Raw genomic sequence first — 19,844 nt, 5'->3', positions numbered from 1 at the left:
TTTGAAAAAGCCAGATATTCAAGGCACTAGGCAAACTTTCGACATCCAGCGTTCGCGATACGAACACGCGTTCGCTAAAATCGATTAACCATTTCATCACCCCTGCGCAAATCATCATCCGAGGCGTCGCCTCTCGACTCAGCATGGGTGATATCCTGACGCCGCGCCTTATCGACGAGCTTTCCATGCCTTCAAGTACCCCCCAGTACCCCAGCGCCCGTGACCTGATGGATGCCCTGCGCTTCCTCCCGGAAGAGGGGCAGATCTGGCTCGGCGAGCAACGCATGATTCTGATGTCGCTGCAGGCATCGGCCTTCTTTCGCAACGAGCTCGTCACCACCCTGGGGGTGGAGCGCGCCCGTGGCGTCTTCATCCGCCTGGGCTACTACTCCGGCCTGCAGGATGCCGAGCTTGGCGAGTCCCTGCGCGGCGAGCGGCTGGGGCTGCGAGACAGCTTCCTGGCGGGCCCGCAGTTGCACGCCCTGCAGGGGCACGTCAAGGCGGTGCCCGGCCAGCTGGATATCGACCTGGAGAACGATCGCTTCTACAGCGAGTTCATCTGGAAAGGTTCCTTCGAGGTGGAGGTCTGGCGTGGCCGGGACACGCAGAGCAGCCCGGTATGCTGGACGCTGCTGGGTTACGCCTCCGGCTATGCCACACAGCTGCTGGGACGCGAGGTACAGTATCGGGAAGTGGAGTGCCTGGGCTGTGGTGATGCCCGCTGTCGCATCATCGGCAAGTTTGCCGAGGAGTGGCCCGACCACCAGGCCTTCTCGGCCGTGCTTCGCGAAGCGCCGCTGATCGACGAGCTCTATGAGCTGCAGGCGCGGGTCGCGACCCTGGAGGGAGACCTCACCCGCCGGCGCCACGAGGATGACTGGGGCCCCATCGGCGCAGCACCCGCCTTCCGCGAGATGCTGGCCATGCTCGACAGCGCCGCCGCCGCGGAGGTACCCGTGCTGCTGCTCGGCGAGACGGGCACCGGCAAGGAGATCCTCGCTCGCCGGCTCCACGAGCAGAGCCAGCGAGCCGCGGGGCCCTTCATCGCCATCAACTGTGCGGCCATCCCGCCGGAACTGATCGAGTCGGAGCTGTTCGGCGTCGAGAAGGGCGCCTATACCGGCGCGATGCAGTCACGCCTCGGGCGCTTCGAGCGCGCCCACGGCGGCACCCTGTTCCTCGACGAGCTCGCGGAGCTCTCGCCGCGTGCCCAGGCCGCCCTGCTGCGCGCCCTGCAGGAACACCAGATCGAGCGAGTCGGCGGCCAGGGAGTGAAGGAGGTGGATGTGCGGGTGGTGGCGGCGACCCACGCAGACCTGCTCCAGCGCGTGGAGGAGGGTCACTTTCGACGCGACCTCTTCTTCCGCCTCAACGCCTTCACGCTCACGGTGCCACCCCTGCGTGAGCGTCGTGAGGATATCCCCGCCCTCGCCGAACACTTCCTCGCCCGCTGCGAGCACCACTACCAGCGTCGCACCCTGGGCTTCTCCGACCAGGCGCGCTCGGCCATCGCCCAGTACGCCTGGCCCGGCAACGTGCGCGAGTTGAAGAACTGCATCGAGCGCGGCGTCATCCTCACCGATGACCAGAAGCACATCACCGAACGTGCGCTGTTCGGCGACTACCGGGTTCCGACGCTGCAGCGGGAGAAGGGCCAGGGGCTGGATGAACGTGGCCGGCTTTCGGCGTCGGCAGACGACTCGAGCACGGAGTTCACGCCCCGCCGGCATATCCAGGCGCTGTTCGATGCGGGATTGACCCTGGAAGATATCGAGAGGGAGATGCTGGTGGCGGCACAGGCGGACAGCGACGGTAATATCGCCGCTGCCGCCCGCCGGCTGGGCATGACACGCCCCGCCTACGCCTACCGCCTGAAGAAGTACGACCTGCGCTGAGGCCGAGGGGTCAGGGCTTCGCCCAATCCGCCCGGCTGCTGTGCACGGCACTCTTGTGAGTGATCTTCCAGACGCCGTCGAGCCTGATCAGGGCCAGCACGTCCACCCAGGAGTCCGCCAGATTCTCGGTGTTGTCGAAGCCGAGCAGCACGCTGGCCACCTCGCCGGCCTGTGTCACCTGGATGACGCGCCCGCGCACCTGCCGGTGGCTGGCCGCCCAGCGCGCGAAGCGGTCGCTGATCAGGTCCTTGCTGAAGCCGCCCTCGGCATCCAGGGCCAGGATCCAGGCATCCTCGTGGAAGGCCTCCTGGAGCTTGTCCAGACGGCCCTGGAAGCCGTCCACATAGCACTGCACCACGCGTACGATCTCGTCATGATCGGGCGTGCGTTCGTCGGCTGTCGTGCCCATCCTCTTCTCCTCTGGGTATCGCAATCACATGAACGCCGCCTGCCGTGAGACGACAGGCGGCGTGCTGCCCATGCAGGTGGATCAGGCGGGTTGCGGCAGGCCGAGGATCTCACGGGCCTGCTGCCAGGTCGCCACCGGACGCTCGTACTTCTCGCACAGCGCCGCGGCACGCTCCACCAGGGCCGCGTTGGAGGGCGCCAGGGTGTCGCGGTCGAGGCGCACGTTGTCCTCGAGGCCGGTGCGGGTATGGCCGCCAGCGGCGATGGACCACTCGTTGAGCTTGAGCTGGTTGGAACCGACACCGGCGCCGCACCACTGGGCATCGGGCGCCAGTCGCTTGAGGGTCTCGATGTAGAAGTCGAAGGTCGGCTTGTCGGCCGGCATGGCGTTCTTCACGCCCATCACGAACTGCACGTAGAGCGGGGCCTTGAGCTTGCCCTGCTTCGAGAGGTTGACCGCCTGATGGATGTGCGACAGGTCGAAGGCCTCGATCTCGGGCTTGATGTCGTACTTGAGCATCTCCTCGGCTAGCCAGTCGACCAGCTGGGGCGGATTCTCGTAGACGCGGTTGGGGAAGTTGTTGGAGCCCACCGAGAGGCTGGCCATATCGGGCTTGAGCGGCAGCATGCCGCCCCGCTCTTCGCCGGCCCCGGAACGACCGCCGGTGGAGAGCTGCACAATCATGCCGGGGCAGTGCTTGTTCAGACCTTCCAGCAGACGGCCGAACTTTTCCGGGTCGGAGCTGGGCGTCTGGTCGTCGTTACGCACGTGGCAGTGGGCGATGGTCGCCCCAGCCTCGAAGGCCGCCTGGGTGCTCTCGATCTGCTCCTCTACGGTGATCGGCACGGCCGGGTTGTTTTCCTTGCGCGGCAGGCTGCCGGTGATGGCGACACAGATGATGCAGGGGTTGGACATGGTGACCTCTCTTGGTACCGAAGCGGTACCGTGGCTCAATATCATCAGGGGGCGCCTCCCCCCGTGGCGTGTGCTCGGCGCCGAAGACGCCGAACGCCGCCCCGGTGGGCGGCGCGGATGACCGGAGCCCTGGAGGTCCAGGGCGCCGGGTCAGAAGTCGAAGAAGACCGTTTCACCCTCGCCTTGCAGGCGAATGTCGAGACGATAGCGCACCTTGCCGTCGACCTCCTCGCGCCGGGCGATCAGGGTCTGGCGGCGGGTCGGTGACTCGATGCGCGACAGCACCGGACAGGCGGCGTTGGCCTCGGCCTCATCCTCGAAGTAGAGGCGCGTCTGCAGGTGAATGTTGATGCCGCGGGCGAAGATCGACAGATTGATATGCGGTGCCTGGGACTGACCACTGGCATGAACCACCGGGCCCGGTTTGACGGTAGTTAGTGACCACTCGCTGCCATGATCGAAGGTGGTAGCGGTTCGCCCGAAGCTATTGAACGGCTTCTCGAGGTCGAATTCCGGCTGATACTCGCCGTTGCTATCGGCCTGCCAGGCTTCGATAAAGGCGTCGCGGACCAGGTCGCCATTGCCATCGATCACCGTGCCGACCACCTCGATATGCTCCCCCTCGGCCTCGGGGCGAGCCATCTCGTTCCAGATCTCCTCGTCGCGGGTCGGGTTGCCGGCGGCGGCCAGGGCCAGGCCGATATGTACGTAGGGGCCGGCGGTCTGGGAGGCGGTCTCACGCAGCATCAGTTCGCTGGTGGGTCGGGAATTCGGCTGGTTCATCTCGTCACCCCTGTTACTGATTTTCGAAGTAGGTCTGCAGTTCGCCGCGCACCACCAGGTCGAAGCGATAGGCCAGGCAGTCCATGGGCTTGCTGCGGGCCATGTCCAAGCGACCTATCATGGTCTCCACGGCTTCGGGGTCCTTGAGGGTGTGGACGATGGGACACAGCGGGATCAGCGGATCGCCCTCGAAGTACATCTGGGTAATCAGGCGCGTGGAGATCGAGGGTCCCATCACCGACACATGAATGTGCGAGGGGCGCCAGCTGTTGGGATCGTTGGGCCAGGGGTAGGGGCCCGGCTTGATGGTGCGAAAGCGATACCAGCCCTGCTCATCGGTCAGGGTGCGCCCCACGCCACCGAAGCTGGGGTCCAGCGGCGCCAGGTAGCTATCATTCCGGTGGCGGTAGCGACCACCGGCGTTGGCCTGCCACATCTCCACCAGGGTATGAGGAACCGGCTTGCCGAACTGGTCGACCACGCGGCCGAACATGATGATGCGCTCGCCCTGGGGTAGCCCCTGGCTCTGGTCCTGACGAAAGTTCAACAGCAGATCGTTATCGTGAGGGCCCATGCGCAGCTGACGAAAGTCAGGGCCGGATAGCTCCGACACCGTGGGCTTCTGCATGCTGACCAGAGCCTGCTGCGGTGACCGGGCCACGGAGGTCTTGTACCCCGGGGCATAGGCCGGCGGGTGCCAGTTGCGGTCGCGCTCGACGAATCGCTTGCTGTCATATTGCATTTCGTTCCTCTCTCAAGGGGGATTACATTGACCCAAACCAGTCTGACGGTAGTAACGCGACCTGCCAATTGACACCTTGCGCCCCACACATAACCCATAGGTTATGGGTCGCCTGATGCCACTCCTCGCAACGTCTCACAAAATGTCTCCAGCGCCAGCGAGGGCGCCAGGCTGGAATTGATGCATAACCCCACCGATCCCCCTCGCTCCTCCAGTGGCAGAGCCAGCTCGGCAAGCTCTCCCAAGCCGAGCGCCTCGCATGCAGCCTCCTCCGGTGCCACCCAGACGGCATCGCTCCCCTGGACGTAGTACCGACTAAGTGGAAGGGAAAGCGTCTCGAGCTGGCTCGCCGGTGACTCTAGACCATGACGCACGAAGAAGGTGTCCACCCGCTGGCGCAGCGTGGTCTGAGGAGGCGGTAGCACCCAGGGGAAGCGCATCAGCTGCTGCGGTTTCAGATATGTCTCGCCGGCGAGCGGATGGCCGACTCGTACCACCAGTATCAGGCGCTCATAGAAGAGATGCTCGAAGGCGAGGTCGAGAATCTCCCGCGCCTCTGTCATCCGTCCCACCACCAAATCAAGCTCGCCGCGGCGCAGTCGAGAGAGCAGAAAGGCGCTGGGCCCGGTGACCACATTGACACCACTCTCCCCCTCCATGCTCGCCTGCCAACGCAAGATCGCCTCCGGCAGTAATCGGCTCTCCACCGTGGAGAGGGCACCAACGCGCAACCAGCTACCGGCGTGCCCCTCGCCTAGCGCTCCAATCCCCTCTTCCAGGGCACGCAGCGCCGGGCCGGCATGCCTCAGCAGGGTCAGGCCGGCCTGGGTCAGGGAGACACCACGGGGGGTACGTTCGAAGAGACTGGCATCGGTGATCTCCTCGAGCTCCCGAATGGTCTTGGAGACCCCCGGCTGTGTGATCGACATCCGCTCGGCAGCCCGGGCAAAGCTGCGCTGGCGAGCCACCTCCAGGAAGGTCTGAATATGACGGAGCTTGATTCGCGCGTTGAGCATTCAGGCCTCCTGCCGAGGGGCATCGATCATGCCGGCGGCTGAACGGGGCTACTCGCCCCAGCCCAGCTCCTTGGCCAGCGCGAATGCATGATTCGCCGCCGGTACGCCGCCGTAGATGGCCACATGCATCAGCACCTGGCGCAGCTCGGCCTCGGTCAGCCCGATGCGCTTGGCCGTCTTGAGGTGCAGGGTCAGTTCCTCGCGGCCCAGGGCGGCCAGGATGCCGGTGGTGATCATGCTTCGCTCGCGGCGGGTCAGGTCCTCGTTGCTCCACAGCTCGCCCCAGGCCAGGCGAGTGATCATCTGCTGGAAGGGAGCGTCCAGGCTGGTGGCGTTCTCGGTGGAGCGCGTCACATGCTCCTCACCCAGCACCTGCTTGCGGGTCGCAAGGCCGGTGGCGTAGTCCACGCCATTGGCGCCCACATCGCCCAGATCCACCGCCATCACCACCAGCAGCTTCGCGGCGAACAGGCCCGGCACCTCCACGGAGGGGACGTGGCCGACGCCTTCGAGGATCTCCAGGGGCGCGCCGTCGAGCTCGGTGGCCAGGGCTTCGAGGGTCGCCGGCGGTGTCGCCAGGTCCTCGCTGCCGCCCAGCAGCTGCACCTTGACACCCTTCCCGGCGAGCCTGCCATCGAAGGTGTCGCGGCCCAGCATCTCGCAAAGCTTGGCGTAGGCCTCGTCGTCACCGCGCCCCATCTGGGTGCACCAGCCCGCCTTGAGGGCCGGCTCGGCCTCGAAACAGGCGGGGGCGAACCAGCGCGGCACGATCTCCTCGGACATCGCCGCCAGGCCCTCCTGGCGCACGCGCCCGGCGCGGGTGTTCCACAGCTCGGCGTTGCCGATCACCGCCCCGGTGTTGGTCAGGGTGGCAGTCAGCAGGCGCTCGCCGTGCTCGGCGATCAGCGCCTGGCCCACCACACCGCCGATGGAGGTGCCGGCGAAGTGAAAGCGCTCGGCACCGGCATGCTCGACCAGCGCCAGGGCCTCGGCGGCCAGATCGGCCGGGGTGATGGGGGCGTCGCCCCAGGCCTGGCTGGCGCCATGGCCGGGAAGGTCCCAGGTCAGCACCCGGTAACGCGGCAGCAGCGACGGCAGTACGTCGTCCCACACCGCCTGGCTCATGCCCAGCGGGTGCGCCAGCACCACCAGAGGGTTGGCCTCGGCGCCGAGCAGGCGATAGGCGACGCTGCGTCCGTTGATAGTCAGAAATGCCATGGGAAGTCTCCTGTTATACCCGCTCGATCAGCGTAGCAATGCCCTGCCCCACGCCCACGCACATGGTGCACAGGGCGTAGCGCTTGCCACTTTTCTGCAGTTCATGGGCGGCGGTCAGCAGCAGGCGCGCCCCGGACATGCCCAGCGGGTGGCCCAGCGCGATGGCGCCGCCGTTGGGGTTGACCCGCGGGTCGTCATCCTCGAGGCCCAGGTCGCGCATGCAGGCCAGGGCCTGGGCGGCGAAGGCCTCGTTGAGCTCGATCACGTCGATCTCGTCAAGCGACACACCGGTCCGCTCGAGCAGGCGGTTGACCGCCGGCACCGGGCCATAGCCCATGATGCGCGGCTCGACCCCGGCGGTGGCCATGCCGAGGATCTTCGCCATGGGCGCCAGACCGTGCGCCTCGACGGCCGATTGGCTTGCCACCAGCATCGCCGCGGCGCCGTCGTTGACCCCGGAGGCGTTGCCGGCGGTGACGCTGCCGCCCTCGCGGAAGGGGGTGGGCAGGCCGGCGAGCTTCTCGAGGGTGGTCTCACGCAGGTGCTCGTCCTGGTCGAAGACCAGCGGCTCCTGCTTGCGACGCGGGATCTCGATGGCGGTGATCTCCAGCGCGAAGCGGCCGGCCTGCTGGGCGGCGGCGGCCTTCTGCTGGGAGCGCAGCGCGAAGGCGTCCTGGTCCTCGCGGGAGATCTTGAACTGCTCGGCCACGTTCTCGGCAGTCTCCGGCATGGAGTCGACGCCGTAGGCCTTCTTCATCTGCGGGTTGATGAAGCGCCAGCCGATGGTGGTGTCCTCGATCTTCTGGCCCCGGGAGAAGGCGCTGTCGGCCTTGCCCAGCACGTAGGGCGCGCGGGACATGGACTCCACGCCGCCGGCCAGGGCCAGCTCCATCTCGCCGGCCTTGATGGCGCGGAAGGCGGTGCCCACCGCATCCATGCCGGAGCCGCACAGGCGGTTCAGGGTAGTACCCGGCACCGAGGTCGGCAGGCCCGCCAGCAACGCGGACATGCGTGCCACATTGCGGTTGTCCTCACCGGCCTGGTTGGCACAACCCATGAAAACCTCTTCTATGGCGGCAGGCTCAAGGCCCGGCGCCTCGGCCAATACCGCCTTGAAGATGGTGGCGGCCATGTCGTCGGGGCGCACGCTTGCAAGGGTACCGCCGAAGCGGCCCACGGCGGTGCGGCGTGGATGGCAGAGGAATACGTCGCTCATATGACTCTCCTGATCGGCTTACTGGCCGGCATGGGCTCGTTCGGTACGCGCTTTCAGCTCGCGCAGGATCTCAAGCTCCTTCTCGCTGGGCTCGGGGGTATTCTCAAGCACCTCGGCGAAGCGAATCTCCCATCCAGTGGCCTCCTGGACCTGCTCGGGGGTGACTCCCGGATGGAGCGAGACCACGACCAATTCTCTGGTCTCGGGGTCGGGCTTCATCACACAGAGGTCGGTAATCACCCGGGTCGGCCCCTTGCCGATATTGGGTACGCCCTCACGGCCCTTGCCGTCGCGACCGAAGCCCAGCGTGGTGACGAAGTCGACCTCGTCCACGAAGGCACGCCTGGAGTGCTTCAGGGTGATAAACACTTCACCGGCATTCGTTGCGATCTCCGGCGCTCCCCCGCCACCCGGCAGGCGTACCTTCGGCTCTCGGTAGTCGCCGATCAGGGTAGTGTTGAGGTTGCAGTAGCGATCGATCTGGGCGGTGCCTAGAAAACCCACATCGATCTTGCCGCCCTGCAGCCAGTAGCGAAACATCTCCGGCACCGCCACGGTGGTCAGGGCCGTCTCGGCCAGCTCGCCGTCGCCGATGGAGAGCGGCAACACATCGGGCTTGGTCTGCAGGGTCCCGGACTCATAGATCAGCACCACGTCAGGGGCGTGGGTCAGGCGCGCCAGGTTGGCTGCCTCTGAAGGCAGGCCGATACCAACGAAGCAGGTGGTGCCGTTCTCCAGGGCGCGGGCCGCGGTGACGGTCATCATCTCGGCGGAGGTATAGTCGAGGCTCATCAGGCGTTCCCCCCTGCGTTCATGACATTCTCTTCGATCCAGGCGGTGAAGGTATCGCGATCCCGGGCGATGGCGTCCCACTCCTTGTAGAAGGCGTTGTTGCGCGGGTAGTAGCCGTGGGCATAGGAGGGCAGCGCGCCCTTCTCGGCCACGGCGATGGCGTCGATGGCCCAGCCCGGGATGATGCAGGCGTTAGGGTGATAACCCGGCTCGCTGCGCAGGTCGTCGACGATCTCCTCGACGGTGACGATGCTCTTGGCAGCCGCCAGCACGGCCTCCTTCTGCACACCAACAATGCCTTCCACCAGCACGTTGCCGGCGCGGTCGGCCTTCTGGGCGTGGACGATGGAGACGTCCGGGCGCACCGAGGGCACCGCGGCCAGGCGCTCGCCGGTGAAGGGGCACTCGATAAACTTGATCTGGTCATTAACGCTCGGCAGTTCACTGCCTACATAGCCACGCAACACGGCCAGTGGCAGCCCCGCCGCACCGGCTTCGAAGGCGCAGGCCATGGCGGCATGGCTATGCTCGAGAATCTCGACCTTATGAGGCCAACCCTTTTCTACTGCGTCGCGCAGGCGATGCAAGGAGCCCACCCCGGGGTTACCGCCCCAGGAGAAGATCACCTTCTTGGCGCAGCCGGCGCCGATCAGCTGGTCATACACCAGGTCGGGCGTCATGCGTATCAGGGTCAGGTCACGCTTCTTCTGGCGGATCACTTCGTGGCCCGCGGCGAAGGGAATCAGGTGGGTAAAGCCCTCCATGGCCACGGTAGCACCGTCCTCGACGTAGCGCGCCACCGCATCATGCAGGCTCAGGAACTCAGCCATGGGTCTATCTCCTGGCGGTTGTTCTTGCCAAAGTTCGAATAGCGTACTTTGATTTGCGATACGAACAAATTACTCCCACCACTCCGCATCGTCAATCCAGGGCCCAGATAGCACGCAGGGGAGGCAATGCCTCCCCTGCGTGTTCACGGGTCAGTTTTTATTTTATCTCAGGGTGTTAACCAGCGTTCAGCCAGGCCTTGGCACGCTGGACCTGACGCTGGCTACTACCAAGGTATAAGGCCGGGTCCGTCGCCTGCGCCACCGCCTCGGCATCGAGCCGCCCCTGGACCTCGGGATGCTCATTGAGCGCCTCGGCGTAGGGAGTGCCCTGCCGGCGCGCCGTCTCGGCGGCCTCGGCGCTGATCCGCTTCGCGGCATCGGTGCCGAGGGTCGGCGCCAGCAACTTGGCCACCGGCTCGGCCATGATCCCGCCGCCGGTAGCGGCCAGGTTGCGCCGCATCGCCTCTGGGTGCACCTCCAGCCCCTCGAGCAGCGCGGCGGCCTGCTCCAGGGCCCCCTCCAGCAGCAGGGCACTGTCGACCAGCGGCCCCCACTCGGCATGCCACTCACCGAGCCCGCGCTCCAGCGGCTGGGCGGCGGCGTTGAGCAGCACCGAGGCGTGGCCGTGTACCTGGCGGGCGGCGCCGCGAATCAGTGCGCAACGTACCGGATTGCGCTTGTGGGGCATGGAGGAGGATTCACCCATGCCGGGGGCCGAGGGCTCGGCCACCTCCCCGACTTCGGTCTGGGTCAGCAGGGATACGTCCAGGGCCAACTTCTCGACGGCGCCGGCGGCGGCATCCAGGGCCGTGCCCAGGGCATGGACCGGCTGGCGGTCGGTATGCCAGGGCAACACCGGCGCGCTCAGGCCCAGGCGCTCGGCCAGGGCATCCATGAAGTCGAGCCCCGCGTCATCCCAGCCCGAGTGCACCCCCACGGCACCACCGAACTGCACAGGCAACTCAACGCCGGCCAGGCGCCGCCGGGCCTGCTCCAGGCCGGTGGCCCAGTGGGCCACCTTGACACCGAAGGTGATGGGTAGCGCCTGCTGCATCAGCGTGCGCCCCACCATCGCCGTGCCGGCATGGGCCTCCATCAGCGTGATGGCGGCGATGCGGCAACGCACCAGCAGAAGATCCAGTGCCGCCAGGCGCGGCTTCAACAGCAGCATCAGTGCCGAGTCCACCACGTCCTGGCTGGTGGCACCTTGGTGGAAGTAGCGCTTGAGCTCATCGGGCAATGCCGCCCGCCCCTGCTTGACGAAAGGGATCGCTGCGTTGCCACCGCTGGCGATGCCCGCGGCGATCGCCTCCACATCGAAGGCGTGCGCGGCGAGGATATCGCGCATCTGACGACTTGCCCCGGCGGGCACGGCACCGCGCGCCTCCTGAACCTCCGCCAGGCCCAGCTCGAAGGTCAGCATGGCCTGGACCATGTTCTCTGAATCGGTCTCGGCGAGTGCCGACTGGCTCATGAAGGGGTGCTGCAGCAAGGAGGCAGGCATGGTGATCTCCCGGGTTCAGGGGGATGAGAGCTGGGCCAACCGACGAAAGCCCAATACCGTACAAGTGTTCGCGATTCGAACGCTATGCTAGATTGGAGACACACCATGAGCAACTCAGCAAGCCCTTGATGGAACGCCGATGACACCCGAGGAAGAGGTTCTCAGTCCCGATGATCGTGACTTCGTCACCGCCCTGGCCAGCGGGCTGGAGGTGATCCTGGCCTTCGACGAGGCGCATCCGCGGATGACGCTCAGCGAGGTCGCCGCGCGCACCGGCATGAACCGGGCCCGCGCCCGGCGCTTCCTGCTGACCCTGCATGCCCTGGGCTATGTGCGCAAGCAGCAGCGCGTCTTCGAGCTGGCCCCCAAGGTGCTGCAGCTCGGCTATGCCTTCCTGTCCAGCAACAACTACCGCAGCGTGATCCAGCAGGTTCTGGAAGATATCACCCGGCAGTGCGGCGAGTCCTCCTCGCTGGGCGTGCTCGACGGCGAGGCGATAACTTATGTGGCCCGCTCCTCTTCGCCACATCGCTTGATGGCCATCACCCTGTCGGTCGGTACCCGCCTGCCCGCGGCCCATACCTCCATGGGCCGTGTGCTGCTGGCCCAGCTGTCCGAGGCGGAGCTGGATGCCTGGCTCGCCCGCGTCACGCTGGAGAAACATACCGACAAGACCATCACCGACAAGGGAGAACTGAAGCGCTGCATCCTCGAGGTGCGCCGCCAGGGCTACGCCATCGCCGACCAGGAGCTCGACTCCGGACTACGCTCACTGGCAGTTCCCGCCTTCGATGCCAATGGCAAGCTACTGGGCGCCATCAATATCAGCACCAATGCCGCCCGGATCGATCACGATACCCTGATACAGGAGTATCTGCCGCTGCTACAGCAGAAGGCGCAAGAGATTCGCACCACCATCAGCTGATCTGCCAAGGAAGGCCTCATGCTGGAGATTCTGACGATCACGCTACCGATCTTTATCTTGATCGGTGCCGGCTTCCTGGCGGCGTTTTCCGGGCTGCTGAGTCGCGACAATATGCAGGGCATCGCCACCTTCGTGATGTTTTTCGCCCTGCCCTCGCTGCTGATTCGAGCCCTGACCGCCACCCCGCTCGAAGAAGCCTTGAATATCGGCTACCTGCTGGCCTATGGCCTTGGATCGTTACTGGTTTTCGCCGTGGGGATCGCCCTGGCGCGCTGGCGCGGCCATGCGCTGGATGCCGCGGCCATTCACGCCCTGGGCATGTCGGCGGCCAATAGCGGCTTTATCGGCTATCCGGTTGCGGTGATGGTCATCGGCCCACCGGCGGCGATCTTCATGGCGCTGAACATGGTCGTGGAAACCCTGCTGATCATTCCCATGGCCCTCACCCTGGCCGAGGCCAGCCGCCACAACGGCGGCGGGCTTTCCCGGGTCGTCCACAAGACGCTCGCCAGGCTCTCCCGTAACCCGGTATTGATCGGCCTGCTGACCGGCGTGACCCTGGCCCTGACCGGCTGGCAGCTGCCCACCCCACTTGCCAAGGCCATCGATATGCTCGCCGAGGCGGCCGGGCCGGCAGCCCTGTTCACCATCGGTGGCATGCTGCATGGCTTGAAGGTGCGTGGCATGGCGGCCGATATGGGGCAGATAGTGATCGGCAAGCTGCTGCTGCACCCCCTGGCGGTGCTGGCCTTCTTGCTACTGCTTCCCGAGCCAGACCCGATGATGATTGCGGGCGGCCTGCTGTTCGCCTGCGCGCCGATGATCAGCGTCTATCCGCTGTTCGGCAAGCAGTTCGACCAGGGCGATACCAGTGCCGCCGCACTGATGGTCGGCACCCTGGCCTCCTTTCTTACCATCAGCCTGTCGATCTGGCTGCTGACCCAGGCCGGCCTGCTGCCCATCTAGTCACCTAGTTCGACCGCATCACCGCCTCCAGGGCGGCGCGATAGCCCTGGCTCCCCAACCCCGCAATCACACCATCGGCACGCAGCGAGACATAGGAGTGGTGGCGGAAACTCTCGCGCCGGTGCACGTTGGAGAGGTGGACCTCGATGACCCGGCCGTCGAAGGCGTTCAGGGCGTCGAGGATCGCCACCGAGGTGTGGGTATAGGCCGCCGGGTTGATGATGATCGCCGCGGTGCCGTCCAGGCGCGCCGCCTGGATCCAGTCGATCAGCTCCCCCTCATGATTGCTCTGCCGACAGGTGATCTCCCAGCCCCCCAGGGCCGCCTGCTCATGGAGCGTGTTATTGATGTCGTCCAGGGTCTCATGGCCATAGACCTCGGGCTGGCGGGTGCCCAGCAGGTTGAGGTTGGGACCATGCAGTACCAGTGCCTTGTTCATTGATAGATATCCTTGGTAATCAATCCTTGGGCTCTGCCGCCTCTTCCGGCGGTTCCAGCAGCCGCTGCCACGCCTCGATGACTGCCCGGCGATGATCCTTGAAGGCCTCGTCGCGACCGCGTGCCGGCTCACGGGTAAGCGAGGCACGATGGGCGGCGCTGCGCAGCGCCAGATAGGCCTCCCGCAAGCGCTGGCACTCCCCGGCCGGCAGGCGCTCGCTGGCCTCCAGCGTCTCGAGGATACGCATGTTGTCGCTCCACTCGAGCAGTGCCGGTGTCTCATGCCCCATGGCCAGCACGGCGTACTGACAGAGGAACTCGAGGTCGATCATGCCGCCAGGATCGTGCTTGAGATCGAACTCTCCCTCCGCGCTCTTGCCACCCAGATGATCGCGCATCTTGTGACGCATTTTGGTGACCTCCTCACGCAGCAGCGCCACGTCACGCTCACGCCCCAGAATCTCGCGACGCACGTCGTCGAAACCTTCGGCCAGCCGTGCATCCCCGGCCACGACCCGAGCACGCACCAGCGCCTGGTGTTCCCAGGTCCAGGCCTCACGGCGCTGGTAATCCGCGTAAGCCTTGAGCGAGGTGACCAGCAGGCCGGAATTGCCCGAGGGGCGCAGCCGCATATCCACATCGAACAGCGTACCCGCGGGCGTCACCGCGGTGAGCAGATGGATGATGCGCTGACCGAGTCGCGTGTAGAAGATCGCATTGTCCAGCACGCGCTTGCCATCGGTCTCACCCTGGGGAGCGCCATCGTGGATAAACACCAGGTCCAGGTCGGAGCCGTAGCCCAGCTCGATGCCGCCGAGCTTGCCATAACCCACGATCAGAAAGGCCGGCGTCGCATCGGCGCGGCTGCCATCGGCCAGCAGAGGAAAGCCGTGCTTGCGAGTGAGATGTTTCCAGGCCCTGGACAACACCGCCTCGAGGATCACCTCGGCGATATAGGTGAGGTAGTCGCTCACTTTCATCAGATGACGAGTCCCGGCGATATCCGACGCGGCCACATGCAGCGTCTGGGCGTGCTTGAAGACTCGCAGGGCCTCCAGCTGGGCCTCCTCGTCCTCCTCGGGGATACGGCCCAGGGATTGGCGCAGCTCGTCGGCGAGCCGCATCTTGTCGGCAGGCGTATAAAGGGTATCGGGCGTCAGCAGCTCGTCGAGCAGGATCGGGTAACGGGCCAGCTGTTCGGCGATCCACGGGCTCGCCGAGCAGAGCGTCATCAGGTGCCCCAGGGCATCGGGGTTCTCGCGCAGCAACGCCAGATAGGCGGTGCGCCGCAGCACCGACTCGATGAGTGGCAGCACGCGCTCCAGGGCAGTATCCGGCGCGTCACTCACGGCGACGGCATCGAGCAGCAGCGGCAGCAGGGCCTCAAGGCGCTCATAGCCGATGCGCTGCATGCCCTGCACCTGCCGCGAGTGATAGAGCGCACCGAGTCGTCGTGCCGCGGCGGCGGGATCGTTGAAACCCGCCTCCTCCAGGAGCACGGTCCTCTCCTCCTCGTCGAGCTCGCCCCGCCACAGTGCTCGCCACTGTTCCAGGGGAATGCCGCCGGCGGTCTCGTCGGCGACCTCCTCCACCTCCTCCTCGGGTTCGGCGATCACCGCATCGAAGTGATGACGCACCCGGCCGCGCACTTCGTCGAGGCACGCCATCAGTGCCGGCCACCCCTCCAGGTCCAGCGCCAGCGCGACCCGCTCTCGATCGAGCTCGTCGTCGGGCAGACACTGGGTCTGACGATCCTCCAGGGCCTGCAGCGCATGCTCCAGGTCGCGCAGGAAGACATAGTCGGGCATCAGCTCCTCGACCACCTCGACGGGCAGCAGTCCCAGCTCGGGCAGGCGCTCCAGTGCGGTCTTCAAGGAAGTCACCTGCAGTTCAGTGTCGCGCCCACCGCGAATCAGCTGAAAGGCCTGAACCACGAATTCCACCTCGCGGATGCCCCCGGGGCCGAGCTTGATGTTGCCCTCCATGCCCTTGCGGCGCACCTCGCGATTGATCATGCCCTTGAGTTCGCGCAGCGACTCGATGGCCCCGAAGTCGAGATATCTGCGATAGACGAAGGGACGCAGACCGGCCAGCAGCTCGGCACCGGCATCCAGATCGCCGGCCACCGGCCGCGCCTTGAGCATGGCGTAGCGCTCCCACTCGCGCCCCTGGTCCTGATAGTAGCTCGAGAGCGAGTTGAAGCTGCCGACCAGCGGCCCCCCGTCGCCCAGGGGGCGTAGGCGCATATCGACCCGGAAGGCGAAGCCGTCGGCGGTAACCGCATCCAGGGCTCCAATCAAGCGCTGCCCCAGCCTGGTGAAATACTCCTGATGCTCGAGGGACTTGCGCCCGCCTTGGGTCTCGCCATTCTCGGGAAAGGCGAAGACCAGGTCGATATCCGAGGAGAGGTTGAGCTCGCCGGCCCCCAGCTTGCCCATGCCCAGCACCACCAGACGCTGCTCATTGCCATCGCGACGCAGGGCGGGACGCCCCCAGCGCGGCTCCAGGAATGTCTCCAGCCAGGTCAGCGCTACCTCCAGGCAGGTCTCGGCCAGCCGCGACACCGCCGCCGAGGTGGCCCACATGTCGGTATCCCCGGGCCGTGTCAGATCACGCCAGACGATGCCCACCATGCGCGCGCGGCGGAAGCGTCGAATGACGGCATGCATGGAGGCTTCGTCCTCGACCTCCTCGAGGCGCTCCTCGAGCCAGCCGCGCAGGGCATCGGGATTCGGGGAGGCATCGAGCTCGCCACTGGCGTCCAGGTGCATGAGCCAGTCGGGATAGCGCACCAGCGTCTCGGCCACGAAGTCCGATATGGCCAGTACCCGGGCCAGCTGCTCGCGACGCGGCTCGGCGAGACCGAGCCAGTCCTCCAGGGGGGAGTCGCGGTCGGTCATCTCCGCCAGGTGCTCGGCCTCCCCCAGCGCCTCGGCGAGCCGCTCCCGGGTGTGCTCCAGCGGCGCCCTGAGGGGGTCGGGAGTGTCGTTCAGTGGCAGGAAGTCTTCGGGCAGAGGCATCGGCGTCTCGCGTCCAGGGTGGCGAATACCCCCAGCATAGCGAAGCGAGGCCCCCGCTGGCACCCGCCGGGTCGATGTATCAGCCGAAGAGTTTCTGACCCAGCAGCAGCAGCCAGGTCAGGCCGGCCAGCAGCAGCGACATCATGACGGCGGCAGACCCCAGATCCTTGGCACGCCCGGAGAGCTCGTGATGCTCGGGGCCGATGCGGTCCACGATGCTCTCGATGGCGCTGTTGAGCAGCTCCACGGCCAGCACGACCAGGCCGCTACCCAGCAGCAGGATCCACTCCACCGGCCCATCGCCGAGCCATCCGGCCAACGGCAGCAGCAGCAGGAACAGGGCCAGCTCCTGTCGAAACGCCGCCTCGTGGCGCCAGGCAGCCTTCAGCCCCTTTATCGAGTAGCGGGTAGAGTTCACCAGGTGACGCCAGCCGGTATGTCCGGGTTTCATCGTCTCTTCCTTGTGTTTTCCTTGGCGCGTTGACCAGGTCGTTCAGTGGTCATCGATCATGCGCTCGAGGTCAATCGCCAGGGGGTCCAGGACCTCGGACCAGCTCAGATAGGGAGTACTGCCGGTGCCGTTGATCAGCACGCTGAAGGCGCCCCAGCGGCCGCTTGAGGTGCGAAAATAGCCACTGACGGCCCTCACCGTCACCGGCTGGTTGAGGGTGCCGGTCTTGAGCATCACATGCCGCTGGAAGGTATCGGAGCCACGCCTGATAAAGCGCATGACGCCATTGTCCGGAGACTGCAGGGCGGCCACGAAGCTGGGAAACAGGGAGGGGCGGTGATAAAGGCTATCCAGCAGGGCATTGGCGCCACGCGCCGAGGTGCGATTCTCCGGCGTCAGTCCACTCCCGCTGAGCAGAGTCACCGGCCCATGGCCGGGAATGCCGGCCACGAAGGCCTCGATGGCGGCCCCCGCCGAGCGCAGGTCAGCGCGTGGCGCCTCGACGAGGTTCAAGGCCAGCATATCGGCCATATAGTTGTTGGAGTAGTTCATGGTGCGAAGCAACAGCTCCTGCAGCGGCTTGCCATCCACGGCGGCCAGCGTTGTCGCCGTGGATGGCGGTGCCTGCTCGGTCGTATCCGCCCCGCCACTCACGGCGATGCCGGCCTGGTCGAGCATCGCCAGCAGCGTCAACGCCATCTGGCCGGCCGGGTCGGCGCTGGCCCGATAGATATCGCGAGGATGGGCATTGGTGGAGATCTGGCCGCTCAGCTGCATCACGTCGCGGCCATCACGGGTAATGCGCACCGCGCTGATCTCGGTGCCACTGTTGTCCGGGCGGGTCACCACCCCGTTGTCGATGGCCAGGATGGCCGCCTGGCTATCACAGCCGGTGACGTTGGCCGGCTCGCCGGGCGTATCGGCGGGTGCCACATTGACACACCAGTTGCCGTAGTTGACCCCGGCCGAGGAGAGCAGCGCACTATAGGCGTGACGAGTACGCTCTCGCGCCTCACAACGGTCGTAGGTGAGGCACTCCACGGGGCCGAAGCGCCACTGGCTGACCATCAGCCTGCCGTTTACCCTGCGCACTCCCGACTGATGCAGCCGCTGCACCAGACGCCACAGGTCTTCACTGGTCAGCGCCGGGTCACCACCACCCTCGAGGATCAGGTCGCCCTGCAAGACCCCGTGACTATCTGGCTCCCGTGTACTGACCAGACGAGTGGTGAAGCGGTGCTGTGGTCCCCAGCGATCCAGCGCGGCCGCGGCCAGGTAGCTCTTGCTGACCGATGCGGGGGAAAGCAGACGCTGCGGCTCGATGGCGGCCACCACGCGATCATCATCCAGCAGCCTGGCTTCGGCGCTGATCCGGAACCCCTTGTCGAGTAGACGCGAAAGAGTATCGAAGCCGGAAGCATGGGCGGGCAGGGAAAGACACAGCAACAGCAGGGCAACGGCAGAACGCAGGCAACAGCGCATGACAGGGCTCATAAGCGAGTGAATGTGGGCCTTCAGTGAGCGGAGACGGTAGAGAACAGCTGGATCACCGCGACACCGCCAATGATCATGGCGATACCCAGCAGTGCCGGTAGATCCGGCTTCTCACCATAGAGCAGAACGCCTGCCACGGTCACCAGCACGATTCCCAGCCCCGCCCAGATCGCGTAGGCGATCCCCACCGGCACGGTGCGCAGCACCAGGGCAAGCAGATAGAAGGCCAGGCCATAGCCCACCACCACGGCCACACTTGGCCCCAGCCGGGTAAAGCCCTCCGAAGCCTTCAGGGCGGTAGTCCCCACCACCTCGGCGACGATGGCCAGGGCCAGATAGACGAATGCCATCATGACTCTCCTTCTTGCGCGGGAACCAGGGCCGGATTGGCCGACAACCCGGCCACCAGCCGCCACAGTGGCTGACCACTGAGGTGGTACTTCCTCTCGAATGGTGTCAGATAGGTTGTTCCGGGGGCGTGCGCCTCCACGAGGGTCTCCACCCCAGTAGCCTGCCGTAGGGCCAGCGAGAACTCCTCCAGATAGAGTCTCCAGTTGGAACGCAGCTCAAGACGCCCCCCCAGGGCCAGGATGAAGGGCAGCACCGGATGGCCATGCCAGCGCAGCTTGAGCAGCGCCGCCTTGGGATAAGGATTCGGGTAGAGCAGGTAGTGACGAGCCGGCCGCCAGTTGGCCTGAAAGGCAAGCCGCCAAAAATCCACCAGGTCGGCTCGCACCAGCAGCGCATTGTCCGGCAGCGGTCCATGCTCGCGACTGAGGCGGCTATCGCTGCGATCGATCCCCATTACGGCGTGGTCGGGGAAGGCTTCCGCCAGCTGACGAGTCGAAATGCCCACCCCGCAACCGGCATCCAGGATCAATGGCAAGTCGCTGCGCGCCTCTCTCCAGCGAGCGGCCGAGGCGAAGGCTTCGCGGGTATGCTCGGCGACAGGCTTGCGCCACGGATACTCCAGGGCACGCGCCACGCGTGTCTCGAGGCCCTGGTGAGGCCCCGCCTGATTGGTAACGATGCGGCGAGAAGTGGCTTGCATGACGACCTGCTGTGATACGAAACGAACACTGATTCTACCAGCCTCGCCTATCCCCCGCTCGAACTGCACCATCGTCTCGCCAGCGCCACCAACGCAAAAAGCCCCGAACTCATCATGAGCTCGGGGCTTTTTTCAATAAGTGCCTGAGGGTGGTCGCGCCGGGCTCCGGCGGCCGGCGC

The 19,844-nt window shown here is 65.9% G+C and carries 19 protein-coding genes; 3 read left to right on the top strand and 16 right to left on the bottom strand.

Annotated elements, in window-relative coordinates:
- Nucleotides 1–185: 185 nt before the first annotated feature.
- Nucleotides 186–1,895, top strand: coding sequence for a sigma-54-dependent Fis family transcriptional regulator (locus tag Q0894_RS07680; protein ID WP_299233270.1), 1,710 nt, complete (start codon nt 186–188; stop codon nt 1,893–1,895).
- 10 nt (nt 1,896–1,905) lie between these two features.
- Here the strand turns inward: Q0894_RS07680 and Q0894_RS07675 are convergent, their stop codons facing one another.
- The 10 genes from Q0894_RS07675 to Q0894_RS07630 all read right to left on the bottom strand — a co-directional run bounded on the left by Q0894_RS07675 (nt 1,906) and on the right by Q0894_RS07630 (nt 11,320).
- Complete coding sequence (locus Q0894_RS07675; RefSeq protein ID WP_299233267.1) at nt 1,906–2,304, bottom strand: nuclear transport factor 2 family protein; 399 nt, start codon at nt 2,302–2,304, stop codon at nt 1,906–1,908.
- An 81-nt stretch (nt 2,305–2,385) separates the two neighbouring features.
- Nucleotides 2,386–3,219 carry a 3-keto-5-aminohexanoate cleavage protein gene (locus Q0894_RS07670; protein ID WP_299233264.1) on the bottom strand — a complete coding sequence of 278 codons (834 nt, stop codon included), beginning with the start codon at nt 3,217–3,219 and terminating at the stop codon, nt 2,386–2,388.
- 150 nt (nt 3,220–3,369) lie between these two features.
- Complete coding sequence (gene pcaG / locus Q0894_RS07665; protein WP_299233262.1) at nt 3,370–4,002, bottom strand: protocatechuate 3,4-dioxygenase subunit alpha; 633 nt, start codon at nt 4,000–4,002, stop codon at nt 3,370–3,372.
- A 13-nt stretch (nt 4,003–4,015) separates the two neighbouring features.
- Nucleotides 4,016–4,744 (bottom strand): protocatechuate 3,4-dioxygenase subunit beta, encoded by a 729-nt coding sequence (pcaH, locus tag Q0894_RS07660; protein ID WP_299233259.1) that lies wholly within the window; start codon nt 4,742–4,744, stop codon nt 4,016–4,018.
- A gap of 101 nt (nt 4,745–4,845) precedes the next feature.
- Nucleotides 4,846–5,760 (bottom strand): pca operon transcription factor PcaQ, encoded by a 915-nt coding sequence (gene pcaQ / locus Q0894_RS07655; RefSeq protein ID WP_299233256.1) that lies wholly within the window; start codon nt 5,758–5,760, stop codon nt 4,846–4,848.
- A 48-nt stretch (nt 5,761–5,808) separates the two neighbouring features.
- Entirely contained in the window at nt 5,809–6,978 is a 1,170-nt protein-coding gene (locus Q0894_RS07650; RefSeq protein WP_299233253.1) for an alpha/beta fold hydrolase, read from the bottom strand.
- A 13-nt stretch (nt 6,979–6,991) separates the two neighbouring features.
- Nucleotides 6,992–8,194, bottom strand: coding sequence for a 3-oxoadipyl-CoA thiolase (pcaF, locus tag Q0894_RS07645; protein ID WP_299233250.1), 1,203 nt, complete (start codon nt 8,192–8,194; stop codon nt 6,992–6,994).
- 18 nt (nt 8,195–8,212) lie between these two features.
- Nucleotides 8,213–8,986, bottom strand: coding sequence for a CoA-transferase subunit beta (locus tag Q0894_RS07640; RefSeq protein ID WP_299233247.1), 774 nt, complete (start codon nt 8,984–8,986; stop codon nt 8,213–8,215).
- Entirely contained in the window at nt 8,986–9,816 is an 831-nt protein-coding gene (locus Q0894_RS07635; protein WP_299233244.1) for a CoA-transferase, read from the bottom strand. Before Q0894_RS07635 ends, Q0894_RS07640 begins: the two co-directional genes overlap by 1 nt.
- Before the next feature lie 175 nt (nt 9,817–9,991).
- On the bottom strand, nt 9,992–11,320 hold the full coding sequence (locus Q0894_RS07630) for an adenylosuccinate lyase family protein (protein ID WP_299233241.1): 1,329 nt from the start codon (nt 11,318–11,320) through the stop codon (nt 9,992–9,994).
- Nucleotides 11,321–11,459: 139 nt separating this feature from the next.
- On the opposite strand from Q0894_RS07630, the gene Q0894_RS07625 reads away from it, so the two are divergent.
- Both Q0894_RS07625 and Q0894_RS07620 read left to right on the top strand, forming a co-directional pair.
- Nucleotides 11,460–12,245: an IclR family transcriptional regulator C-terminal domain-containing protein gene (locus Q0894_RS07625; RefSeq protein WP_299233238.1), complete on the top strand. Its 786-nt coding sequence runs from the start codon at nt 11,460–11,462 to the stop codon at nt 12,243–12,245.
- Nucleotides 12,246–12,263: 18 nt separating this feature from the next.
- Nucleotides 12,264–13,211, top strand: coding sequence for an AEC family transporter (locus tag Q0894_RS07620; RefSeq protein WP_299233235.1), 948 nt, complete (start codon nt 12,264–12,266; stop codon nt 13,209–13,211).
- 4 nt (nt 13,212–13,215) lie between these two features.
- On the opposite strand, the gene aroQ is transcribed toward Q0894_RS07620, so the two are convergent.
- The 6 genes from aroQ to Q0894_RS07590 all read right to left on the bottom strand — a co-directional run bounded on the left by aroQ (nt 13,216) and on the right by Q0894_RS07590 (nt 19,665).
- The gene (aroQ, locus tag Q0894_RS07615; protein WP_132041959.1) at nt 13,216–13,650 is read right to left on the bottom strand and encodes a type II 3-dehydroquinate dehydratase; all 435 of its coding nucleotides are present in this window, start codon (nt 13,648–13,650) and stop codon (nt 13,216–13,218) included.
- A gap of 19 nt (nt 13,651–13,669) precedes the next feature.
- Nucleotides 13,670–16,669, bottom strand: a complete 3,000-nt coding sequence (glnE, locus tag Q0894_RS07610) for a bifunctional [glutamate--ammonia ligase]-adenylyl-L-tyrosine phosphorylase/[glutamate--ammonia-ligase] adenylyltransferase (RefSeq protein WP_299233229.1) — start codon at nt 16,667–16,669, stop codon at nt 13,670–13,672.
- Nucleotides 16,670–16,748: 79 nt separating this feature from the next.
- Nucleotides 16,749–17,120: a diacylglycerol kinase gene (locus Q0894_RS07605; protein ID WP_299233226.1), complete on the bottom strand. Its 372-nt coding sequence runs from the start codon at nt 17,118–17,120 to the stop codon at nt 16,749–16,751.
- A gap of 42 nt (nt 17,121–17,162) precedes the next feature.
- Nucleotides 17,163–18,602 (bottom strand): D-alanyl-D-alanine carboxypeptidase/D-alanyl-D-alanine-endopeptidase, encoded by a 1,440-nt coding sequence (gene dacB / locus Q0894_RS07600; protein WP_299233224.1) that lies wholly within the window; start codon nt 18,600–18,602, stop codon nt 17,163–17,165.
- Nucleotides 18,603–18,634: 32 nt separating this feature from the next.
- Nucleotides 18,635–19,030 carry a multidrug efflux SMR transporter gene (locus tag Q0894_RS07595; RefSeq protein ID WP_299233221.1) on the bottom strand — a complete coding sequence of 132 codons (396 nt, stop codon included), beginning with the start codon at nt 19,028–19,030 and terminating at the stop codon, nt 18,635–18,637.
- Nucleotides 18,964–19,665, bottom strand: coding sequence for an SAM-dependent methyltransferase (locus Q0894_RS07590; RefSeq protein ID WP_299233216.1), 702 nt, complete (start codon nt 19,663–19,665; stop codon nt 18,964–18,966). The genes Q0894_RS07595 and Q0894_RS07590 overlap by 67 nt, the downstream gene beginning before the upstream one ends.
- Nucleotides 19,666–19,844: the final 179 nt, after the last annotated feature.

This window comes from uncultured Halomonas sp., from assembly GCF_947501415.1.
Classification (GTDB): domain Bacteria; phylum Pseudomonadota; class Gammaproteobacteria; order Pseudomonadales; family Halomonadaceae; genus Halomonas.
This window is presented reverse-complemented; position numbering and strand designations above follow the sequence as displayed.